Source organism: Paenisporosarcina sp. P4_D4 (assembly GCF_056401835.1).
Map to the genome: position 1 here is coordinate 23,761 of NZ_JBFUIO010000024.1, position 10,629 is coordinate 34,389.

13 protein-coding genes are annotated in these 10,629 nt (G+C 41.0%); all 13 read right to left on the reverse strand.

What is annotated here, in order from left to right; all coding sequences use genetic code 11:
- Positions 1 to 43: 43 nt before the first annotated feature.
- The gene (locus AC1DSL_RS08125; protein WP_477531831.1) at positions 44 to 1,903 is read right to left on the reverse strand and encodes an ABC transporter ATP-binding protein; all 1,860 of its coding nucleotides are present in this window, start codon (positions 1,901 to 1,903) and stop codon (positions 44 to 46) included.
- Positions 1,900 to 3,624, reverse strand: coding sequence for an ABC transporter ATP-binding protein (locus AC1DSL_RS08130; protein WP_477531832.1), 1,725 nt, complete (start codon positions 3,622 to 3,624; stop codon positions 1,900 to 1,902). The genes AC1DSL_RS08125 and AC1DSL_RS08130 overlap by 4 nt, the downstream gene beginning before the upstream one ends.
- Positions 3,621 to 4,097 carry a MarR family winged helix-turn-helix transcriptional regulator gene (locus AC1DSL_RS08135; protein ID WP_477531833.1) on the reverse strand — a complete coding sequence of 159 codons (477 nt, stop codon included), beginning with the start codon at positions 4,095 to 4,097 and terminating at the stop codon, positions 3,621 to 3,623. The genes AC1DSL_RS08130 and AC1DSL_RS08135 overlap by 4 nt, the downstream gene beginning before the upstream one ends.
- Before the next feature lie 353 nt (positions 4,098 to 4,450).
- Positions 4,451 to 4,858, reverse strand: a complete 408-nt coding sequence (locus AC1DSL_RS08140; protein WP_016426967.1) for an Asp23/Gls24 family envelope stress response protein — start codon at positions 4,856 to 4,858, stop codon at positions 4,451 to 4,453.
- A gap of 15 nt (positions 4,859 to 4,873) precedes the next feature.
- Positions 4,874 to 6,226: an acetyl-CoA carboxylase biotin carboxylase subunit gene (gene accC, locus AC1DSL_RS08145; protein WP_016426966.1), complete on the reverse strand. Its 1,353-nt coding sequence runs from the start codon at positions 6,224 to 6,226 to the stop codon at positions 4,874 to 4,876.
- A 10-nt stretch (positions 6,227 to 6,236) separates the two neighbouring features.
- Entirely contained in the window at positions 6,237 to 6,749 is a 513-nt protein-coding gene (gene accB, locus AC1DSL_RS08150; RefSeq protein WP_016426965.1) for an acetyl-CoA carboxylase biotin carboxyl carrier protein, read from the reverse strand.
- A gap of 263 nt (positions 6,750 to 7,012) precedes the next feature.
- The gene (locus tag AC1DSL_RS08155) at positions 7,013 to 7,555 is read right to left on the reverse strand and encodes a SpoIIIAH-like family protein (protein WP_016426964.1); all 543 of its coding nucleotides are present in this window, start codon (positions 7,553 to 7,555) and stop codon (positions 7,013 to 7,015) included.
- Complete coding sequence (locus AC1DSL_RS08160; protein WP_016426963.1) at positions 7,552 to 7,992, reverse strand: hypothetical protein; 441 nt, start codon at positions 7,990 to 7,992, stop codon at positions 7,552 to 7,554. Before AC1DSL_RS08160 ends, AC1DSL_RS08155 begins: the two co-directional genes overlap by 4 nt.
- 56 nt (positions 7,993 to 8,048) lie before the next feature.
- A complete protein-coding gene (locus tag AC1DSL_RS08165) occupies positions 8,049 to 8,213 on the reverse strand; it encodes a hypothetical protein (protein WP_016426962.1) in 165 nt (54 codons plus the stop codon).
- Positions 8,213 to 9,115, reverse strand: coding sequence for a stage III sporulation protein AE (locus AC1DSL_RS08170; protein ID WP_016426961.1), 903 nt, complete (start codon positions 9,113 to 9,115; stop codon positions 8,213 to 8,215). Before AC1DSL_RS08170 ends, AC1DSL_RS08165 begins: the two co-directional genes overlap by 1 nt.
- 409 nt (positions 9,116 to 9,524) lie before the next feature.
- A complete protein-coding gene (locus AC1DSL_RS08175; protein WP_036659311.1) occupies positions 9,525 to 9,725 on the reverse strand; it encodes a SpoIIIAC/SpoIIIAD family protein in 201 nt (66 codons plus the stop codon).
- A 205-nt stretch (positions 9,726 to 9,930) separates the two neighbouring features.
- A complete protein-coding gene (gene efp / locus AC1DSL_RS08180) occupies positions 9,931 to 10,491 on the reverse strand; it encodes an elongation factor P (protein ID WP_016426960.1) in 561 nt (186 codons plus the stop codon).
- Positions 10,492 to 10,507: 16 nt separating this feature from the next.
- A partial coding sequence (locus tag AC1DSL_RS08185) for a M24 family metallopeptidase (protein WP_477531834.1) occupies positions 10,508 to 10,629 on the reverse strand: 122 nt, incomplete at its 5' end.

Sequence of the window (10,629 nt, forward strand, 5' to 3'; positions counted from 1 at the left end):
AAAAATGAGGCTCATTTCAATCAAGAAATGAGCCTCTTCCTATTTAAATCGCTAATTTTTCTGAGAATTGGCTATTGTAAAGATCTGCATAGAAACCATTTCTCTCCAATAGCTCAACATGATTCCCTTGTTCAATCACTTTTCCTTGGTCCATCACCAAAATCAAATCCGCATCCTTAATCGTTGACAGACGATGGGCAATAACAAAGCTAGTACGGTCTTCCATCAAACGGTTCATCGCCTTTTGGATGAAGATTTCCGTCCGTGTGTCCACACTGGAAGTAGCTTCATCCAATATCATGATAGGTGGATCTGCCAGGACCGCTCGTGCGATTGTCAGAAGTTGTTTTTGCCCTTGTGATATATTCGAAGCTTCTTCGTTCAACACGGTTTCATAACCATCCGGTAGCGTACGGATGAAATGATCAGCATGGGCCGTACGGGCAGCCTCGAAGATTTCTTCATCCGTTGAACCACTTTTTCCATACGCGATATTGTCCTTGATCGTTCCATTGAAGAGCCACGTATCCTGAAGAACCATTCCAAAACTCTTGCGGAGATCGTTTCGGGACATGTTCCGTGTGTCAAGACCATCGATTTTGATCTTTCCGCCATTGAGTTCATAAAATCTCATCAATAGATTGATCATCGTCGTTTTTCCTGCCCCGGTAGGCCCAACGATTGCAACGGTCTGACCAGGCAACACATCGATGTTCATGTCTTGGATCAACAAATCATCTTCATACCCAAAATCCACATGTTCGAATGTCACAGCGCCATTGGCACGCTCCAGACTATCGGTCGTCACTTCTGTCATCTCTTCTGCTTCATCGAGCAGTTCAAATACCCGCTCTGCAGCTGCAACCGTGGACTGAATGATGTTCGCGATGTTGGCTGTTTGTGTGATTGGTTGTGTAAACTGTTTTGAATAAGTGATGAAAGCTTGTATGTCACCTATTGAGATGGCACGCTGCGTTACCAAAATTCCGCCCACAACACTGATTAGGACATAACTTAAATTCCCAATGAAGAACATCATCGGCATGATGATACCTGAAATGAATTGAGCTTTGCTTCCCGCTTCATACAATACTTCATTGACCTTATCAAACTGAGCAACGGACTTTTTCTCATGCCCGAACGCTTTAACCACTTGGTGACCAGTATACATTTCTTCAATGTGCCCATTCAGCTGGCCAAGTGTACGCTGCTGATCGGCAAAGTGTTTTTGGGATTTTTTCAGGATCGGTTTTATCACAAATATAGACAGCGGTAAACTGACAATTGATATCAGCGTCAATAATGGACTGATCGAAAGCATCATGATGATAATCCCTAATATTGTCACGATTGAGGTAATGAATTGAGTTAGACTTTGTTGCAACGTGCTCCCTATTGTATCGATATCATTTGTCATACGGCTGAGCGTTTCGCCGTTTGATCGGCCATCAAAATATTTGAGCGGCAGTTTTTCAAGCTTATGATTGACGTCTTCCCTTAGATCGTAAACCGTTTCCTGTGCAACACTCGACATAATATATTGTTGCACATAGTTGAAAAGGCTACTTAAAACATAGAGCCCAACAAGGACCAGAAGAATCTGCCCAATTTTATCGAAATTGATGGCTGCACCAGGTATCCCTTGGAATTTCCCGTATGCACCTTCAAATAGTTCCGTGATTGCCGTCCCCATTATTTTTGGTCCAACGATCATAAATATGGTACTCAAGATTGCTGCAAAGAAAACGGCAACCAATTTATTTCGGCGCGGCTTCAAATAAGTCAAAAGACGTCTCAGTGTCCCTTTGAAATCTTTTGCTTTTTGCCCGCCCATCATCATCATGTTACCGCCACCAGGTCCTTGCCCCGGCCCACCACTTTGAGGTTTTTTTTGATTGGTCATGCGATTTCCTCCTCTGAAAGCTGTGATAAGGCGATTTCACGGTATACATCATTTGTTGCAAGCAACTCTTGGTGAGTACCCAAACCGACTATTCGTCCTTCGTCCAACACGATGATCCGATTCGCGTCGACCACTGTGCTGACACGTTGTGCAACCAGTAACACCGTCGCATTTTTCGTTTCATCTTTCAAGGCTGCCCGGAGTTTGGCATCTGTCTTGAAATCAAGTGCGGAAAAGCTGTCATCGAATATATAAAGATCCGGTTTTCGAATGAGCGCTCTAGCTATTGACAGCCGTTGCTTTTGCCCGCCGGACAAGTTCGAGCCACCTTGTTCGATTTCTGCAGCATAGCCTTCTTTCATCTTGCCAATGAAATCATCTGCTTGTGCAATAGCAGCCGCGTGCTCCATTTCATCCTGCGAGGCATCCTGTTTTCCGAAGCGAATGTTATCGGCAATCGTTCCCGTGAAAAGTATAGCTTTTTGTGGAACGAAACCGATTTTCGAACGGATTTCATCTTGTGACGCCTTACGGATATCAACACCGTTTACGCGAATGCTTCCACTTGAAATGTCATAAAACCGTGGAATCAAATTGACGAGAGTTGATTTCCCAGATCCTGTTCCGCCAATGATGGCGGTAATTTCACCAGGTTTAGCAGTAAAACTGATGTCTGATAAGGCAGGTTCTTCCGCTCCTGGATAGCTGAATGTCACATGCTCAAATTCAAGCGTCCCTCTTTCACGATTTGCCTTTTCCGTTCCTTCATCTAAGAAAGACGGTTTCATTTCCAGTACTTCGTTAATCCGTTTCGCCGACACAGCAGCACGTGGAATCATGACGAACATCATGGATGCCATGACAAGAGCAAACATGATTTGCATGACGTATTGGATAAACGCCATCAGGTCACCGATTTGCATTGCTCCATTATCGATCCGAATCCCACCGAACCAAATGATTCCGACGACTGTTAAGTTCATGACAAGCATCATTACAGGCATCAAAAACGCCATGACTTTATTTACTTTAATCGAAACATCCGTCAACTCTTTATTTGCTTGCTTCATTCGCACTTTCTCTTCGGTTTCCCGATTGAACGCGCGAATGACGCGAATCCCCGTGAGGTTCTCGCGTAAGACCAGATTCAAGCGATCCAGACGTTCTTGCACCGTTTGAAAAAGGGGTACCCCTTTTTTCAGAATCAGCAGGACGGAACCAATCAATACAGGCATGGTGGCAACAATCACCAATGATAATTTGGCATCTTTCGATACGGCCATGATGACCCCGCCTATTAACATGATCGGTGCACTGACAACCATTCTGAGCATCATGATGACGACTTGCTGGACTTGCGTGATGTCATTCGTTGTTCTCGTGATCAGTGAAGCGGTTCCCACCTCGTCAAATTCCTGCAATGAAAACTTCCCGACATGATTGAAGACTTTTCTGCGAATGTCACGTCCGAGTCCCATAGCCGCTTTGGAAGAATAATAGCTTGCAATGACTGATGCAGTGGCTCCAAGTGATGAAACCAACAGCATGAATCCTCCAATTTTCCATATATAAGGGGTGTCTCCCGTAACAACACCTTTATCAATGATGTCCGCCATCAGTGTTGGTAAAAAGAGGTCAGCCATCGATTGAATGAATACGAGTCCGACAACCGCGAATACAAGCCACTTATAAACGGATAAATATTTCAGTAATTTTATCAATTTGAACACTCCTCTTGTCCCAGTTCTTCCAGATGCTTTGTAATTTGTTGATGGGTACCAAGCAGTTCCTCGAATTGCTTATCAGTCAGGGATTCCGCAACCGATTGAAATGTTTGGTGAATGCCATTTTCTTGCATATGAATCTCTTTGATCCGTGCCAATCCATTTTCGCTGAGTGACAACAAAACCTCCCGTCGATTCCCTTCGACTTGTTGACGGTTCAGCAAACCTTCCCGTACCAACCCATCTACGGCTTGACTCAGAGTACTTTTAGGGAGAAAGGTTTTCTCGCCCACGTTTTTTTGAGTCATGTCCTTATGGATGACGATGGTCATCAATATTGTGTACTGGGGAATGGATAATCCATTTTCCACCGCTGACTTCTGGACGAACCTCATCATGTTCTTTTGAATGTTCGAAAATGAACGTAATAATTGAATGGACTTTGTTAAATTTTGATTTTCATTGTCCAATTGACTCCTCACCATTCCTTCCTAAACGAACTGTTCTAAATCGAACAGTTCGTTTTTGGTCTTTCAAATTTACTCTCATTATAAGAGATTGTCAATCTATCAGCACGAAAAAAGACCTTACCCAAGTGAATGCACACATGAAAGGTCTTTGCTTTTGTAGTATTTACTTGTCATCTTCTTTTGTTTTCGTAAACTCTGCGGATAACTGGTGGTCCTCTACTTGTTTATCGGCAATTCCATTATGAGGATGTGGTTGATGTCGCGCATTTTTTACGCACTAAATTGTGCTGTTACCCCAAACTTGATTATCAAAACAAAAAACACCGTCCGGATAGACCGAACGATGTTGTGAGTTATTCGTTTGTTGTTTCTTTTTGTTGTTCGAACTGAATGCCAGTAATATGGACATTCACTTCTTGTGTTTCAAGTAACGTCATATTTAAAATTGCTTGACGCACTTGACTTTGAACTTCTTTGGCTACTTTAGGAATCGACGCGCCGTATTTCACAGTGCAATAAATTTCAACAAATAGACCTTGATCAGTCAATTCTGTCTTGATTCCTTTACCGTGAACTTTTTTGCCGAGACGTTCGGCAACTCCTGTTGCAAAACTTCCACGGGTACCGGCCACTCCCTCAACATCTGTGGTGGCAATTCCAGCGATTACTTCTAAAACCTCTGGTGCTACTTCAATCTTTCCTAACTCTTCTTTACCAGACGGAATCATTTGCAAATAAGCTGTTGTTGTTTTTTCAGCCATTCCAATCATCCTTTCCTAGGAATTCATGACGTCGTATTTCTCTAAAAACTTCGTATCGAAATCACCAGATTTGAATTCTTCATGGTCCATCAATTTTGCATGGAAAGGAATTGTTGTATGAACACCCTCTACAACAAACTCACTCAGTGCACGCTTCATTTTTGCAACCGCTTCTTCACGGGTATCTGCATAAGTAATCAGTTTTGCGACCATTGAATCATAGTAAGGAGGAATGCTGTAGCCTGAATACATTGCTGAATCCACGCGTACACCATATCCGCCCGGCGCTAAATACATATCAACTTTACCCGCTGAAGGCATGAAGTTTTTCGAAGGGTTTTCAGCGTTAATGCGACACTCAATTGCCCAACCTTTAATTTTCACGTCATCTTGTGTATAAGCTAATTTTTCACCAGAAGCGACTTTAAGTTGTTGTTGAATCAAATCAATGCCGGTTACCATTTCAGTAACAGGATGTTCAACTTGAATACGCGTATTCATTTCCATAAAGTAAAACTTTTGATTGATGTGATCGAATATAAATTCAACTGTCCCTGCACTGCGATAATTAACGGCTAGGGCAGCTTTAACAGCCGCGTCACCCATCTGATTACGAATTTCCGGGGATAGCGCTGGAGATGGTGCTTCTTCTACTAGTTTTTGCATACGGCGTTGAATTGAACAATCACGTTCCCCTAAATGAATCGCATTGCCAAAACTATCAGCCAAAACTTGAATTTCAACATGACGGAAAATTTCAATGAACTTCTCAATATAGACACCAGGGTTTCCAAAAGCAGCAGCTGCTTCTTTTTGTGTAATCTGAATGCCTTTAACAAGTTCTTCTTCCGTACGTGCGACACGAATACCTTTACCGCCACCACCGGCAGTTGCCTTAATAATGACCGGGAATCCTATTTCACGAGCGATTTCCAGACCTTCTTTTTCATCCGCAACAATACCTGTGGATCCAGGCACAACCGGTACGCCTGCTTTTCGCATTGTTTCACGCGCTACATCCTTCGTACCCATTCTGGAGATAGCGTCAGAAGTAGGACCGATGAACGTTATATTACATTGTTCACACAGCTCCGCGAAACTCGCATTCTCTGCCAAAAAGCCATAACCGGGATGAATGCCATCACAACCCGTTAACTTTGCAACACTGATAATATTGCTGAAGTTCAAGTAACTATCTTTCGATTGTTTTGGACCGATACAATAAGCTTCATCTGCCATTTGAACATGCAACGCTTCACGATCAGCTTCCGAATAGACGGCAACTGTTTCGATATCCAACTCTTTACACGCACGAATAATACGAACCGCGATTTCACCACGGTTAGCAATTAATACTTTTTTCATCATCCGTTCCCCCTCAGTTCGCTTTTACTAAGAACAGAGGTTGGCCGTACTCTACGAGTTGTCCATCTTTTACTAAAATTTCTACAATCTCGCCAGACACTTCTGCTTCGATTTCGTTGAATAATTTCATCGCTTCCACAATACATACAATCCCGTCTTCTGTTACTTTATCACCTACTTGAACATATGCCGGTGTATCCGGTGAAGATGACTGATAGAAAGTTCCTACCATTGGTGAAGAAATTTTAAGAAGAGATTCATCATTAACAGCTGATTCTTTCGTCTCTACATTTGCAATTGTTTCTTTTACAGTTTGAGCAACCGGTGTTGGATTCACTTCTACTGCCACTGGAGCTTCAACAGCAGGTGCCGCTGGTTTTGATTGAGGTACAACTGTTTCAGTAGATACATGTACACCATTCTTTTTCAGTTTAACTTTCGTGCCTTCTGACTCGTAAATAAACTCATCAATGGATGAGTGGTCAATTAATTTAATAATTTCACGAATTTCTTGTACTTTTAACATACCGAACTCCCCTTACCCTATATCGAATTACGTTCCTCTTCTATTTTAGACGTTATTGAGAAAATTTGAAATAGATAACCTAAATTTTTTAAGAGTTGGTCCTAATCCGAAAGGTGAAGAAGCCCGTTTTAGTCTGACACCGGCGTTGATAAACAAGGTTTCCTTTGCGACGAATAACCGCAGGAGCAATGATTCGATTTTAATCCGGCATGGTTTTGTTTAAGAAAAATGAAAAAAAGGACCATATCGGCCCTTTTCGTTCATTATGAAGCTGGTTGGAATGCTACCGTTACTTTTTTTGCATCTTCCCATTGTTTCATTACGATGTGAATAATTTCATTTGCTTGTGATTTTCCAAGTTCATCAGCGATTACAGTTACATCTACTTTCCCTGTATCTGTCTGTACATAGGCATCTGAGTAACCTAGTGAACGAATGAGCATTTCAAGCATTGCTTCCGTTGATTCGCGTACTGTTAAATCGTTAATAGTTGAGTAAGCTTCATTTACTTCATCAGCCGACATTTCGTTTGACGCAATTTGTGTTGTTAATTGTGTTTTCAACTCACTGCGTTCGTTTAGTAATTCCATTCTCATTTCTTCAAATAACGCACTTTGAGCATATACTGGTGTAACTGATTCATCTTCAGTTGTGTCTTCGACCTTCATTTGATCAAGGTCTTCATCTGAGAAAATAGCTAAACCATCAAAGGGCATATTGTTAGGTTCGTTCACGTAATACACCGAAATTACTGCTACCAAACTTAATAGAGTTAGCATCCATACTGTACGTTTTTTGACTTTCATTTAGAAACCCCTTTCTCATCCATCGGGACGACGACAATTCGATGTTCTGGCAGTAATAATACTGCTGCTAAGTATTCTTTTAACATAATTCTGGTTTTTGCTTGATCTGCTCCAGTGGCTACTACCAATACTGATTGAATAGTTTTTTGCTCATTGGTTGTCTGATCAAACAAGGCAAAGCTAGGTTTTTCCGTAACTGTTTGTTGAGGCTCGTTCATGCCTGTGTAAAAAAATAATTCGACTTCACCTACCCCAGCCATTTTTTCCAATGCCGTTTTCAATGAGTGTTCCAGCGTTACTGCATCTTGTGACTGACTGGATGTGTTAGGTTGCTTGGTGAAAATGGATTCATTCAGTAAGAAAAACACCATGAATACCAAGAGACTCGCGAGCAGGATCCCGCTTTTCATTCGATTCGTTTTAATGGATGGAATCACGCTCCTCTCTTAAGTGAGACAGGCATTTGATAAACTATATGACAAGCATTCCTCAACTATTCATAGAAAAAAGAAGAGATAAACAATAACATGTACATGGCAAGTCCCAGCTTCGTATATTCTTCTATCTTTTCATTTGAATCAGACTTCTGGAAGATAGCCTGAAGAACTTCACTCAGCAGAATAATGAACATTAATCCCTTTAACCATTCAGCCATCATTAACCCCTCATCATCATGGAGAATTTTACTAATATCACAATGAAAATGGCTGTATAGAAAAACGCAAAGGCAATAAGAAATGACAAGATACTTAAAACGAAAATCGACTTTCCGATATCATCAAGAAAACTGGCCAGATCCTCTGGTCCGAATGGTTCAATAATGGCAGCCACTACTCGATAGCAAAACGCGATACTGATGGTTTTCAAAGTAGGGATCAACACAACCAGTAGGATTGTGATGGCAATGCCACCGCCAGTAATCGAAGTGATTGAAGAAGAAAATCGGGTAAATGTACTAAGACTCTCAGAAAAAAAAGAACCAACAAACGGGATGTTTTGCTGAATGATTTTTTTGATGGGCTCCGTAACAGCACTTGAGATATTCCAAGAAATAAACCCTTGCACCGAAATGAAAAAACTATAAATGACGACTACTGCTGAAACGATACTTAGTAAAGAAGTGCGAATAATATCTGTCAGTTTTGAAAAAGGGGTAGCCGGATGAAAGCGACTAATGAAGTCCAGCAATATGGTGGTCATAAGTAATGGAATAAGGATTCTTTCGGTCAGCACCACTGTAAATTGAATAAATACATAGAGGGCAGGGTTCCAAATTGAAAATGCCATCGTTCCACTATTCATCAACAAGCCCGCTGTCAACACGGGGTAGACACTCATAAAAACCGTCACCATCTGTCGTGCAAATTGCTGCATAATATGCATCGCATCAATGGCAGGAGTCAATGTATACAGGACAGCAATACAAAACAGGGATAACCTTGTCCATCGTTTGGCTGCAGGAAATAAAATATCGATGATCATCGCAAAAACAATAGCGATCAGCAGTACGATAAAGTATCGGGTTACACCAAAAAAATAGGCATACAAGGGTTCAAGCATGAACCTTCTCACCTCTTTTACACCTATATTATTCGATCAATAGCCGCGTCAGCGTGTTAAACATTTGCTGAATGAGAGGCAACCAATAGGTGAGAATCAACACATGACAACTTATCGAAATGATGGGAACAAATGTATTCAGATTTAAATTTCGGCACCATTCAATCAAGGCTTCACCTATAAATGTCACGAATACAGAAATCAGCAATACTCTGGCTATTGGGAGCGCTTCCTTAGGTGCAGATTCAAGAACGTTTCTTACGATTGGAAAAAGAGTTTGAAATAAAATATTCGAGAGTAAAATAAAAAAGAAAAAGCTCAAAAGTAGAGGTGTAAATTGCGGTAGGATTTGTTTAAGCAACAACATCAGAAATATGATTACTATCGTTACCAGGATCATTTGCATGACTTACACCGAAATGGTAAGCCATTCGAAAAAAGTAGTGATTTCTTGAAAGAAGAAACGTAGGAAACGTAACATTTCCACGGTCATATACAGATAGCCAAATACAAATAAAAAGAATGAAAATTCTTTTTTCCCCGTCTGTTCAAAGAAAAGGTGTAACAATGCAAGAATCAATCCGATTCCTGCCACTCGAATTACATCCATAAATTCCGACTTGTCCCCTCCTCTGTCTATTCATCGTATGCAAAAAGAAGCTGAGACATGAAAAAAAGTTGCCATTAGCACTAGGTGCAATTGGCAACTTTATTTTTTATTCATTATTTAGATAAGTAATAAATTTTACTCGTCGCAAAGGAAGCCTTCCCTCCACGCCGGCTTCAGGCTAGAGTGGCACTTTACACTTTTCTAATTATTGTGCTCTTGAAACGTACGCCGCTTCAGATGTGTTGATGATCAGTTTATCACCTTGGTTGATGAAGAAAGGAACTTGAACTGATAATCCAGTTTCCAAAATTGCAGGTTTCGTTCCGCCACTAGCTGTATCACCTTTAATACCAGGTTCTGTTTCAGTAACTTCCAAAACAACCGTATTCGGCAATTCTACACCTAATGTTTCCCCTTGGTATTGCATGATATGCACTTCCATGTTTTCACGAAGGAATTTCAATTCGTACTCGATTTGTTTTGAATCAAGTTCAATTTGTTCATACGAGTCAGTATCCATGAAATTATGAGTATCACCATTTGCGTAAAGATACTGCATTTTGCGGTTATCAATTTGAGCTTTCTCCACTTTTTCTCCAGCACGGAATGTTTTTTCATTCACTGCACCTGTACGAATGTTGCGTAGTTTAGAACGAACAAACGCTGCACCTTTACCTGGTTTCACGTGTTGGAAATCAAGTACGCGCCAAATACCGCCATCTACTTCAATTGTTAAACCTGTTTTAAAATCATTTACAGAAATCATGAGTGTTCCTCCAAAATTATAAGATAAGTAACTCTTTTGTAGAATGTGTTAATTTTTCAAGCCCTGTAGCTGTAACAATCGCATCATCTTCAATACGAACCCCACCAACACCAGGTAAATAAATACCCGGTTCAATCG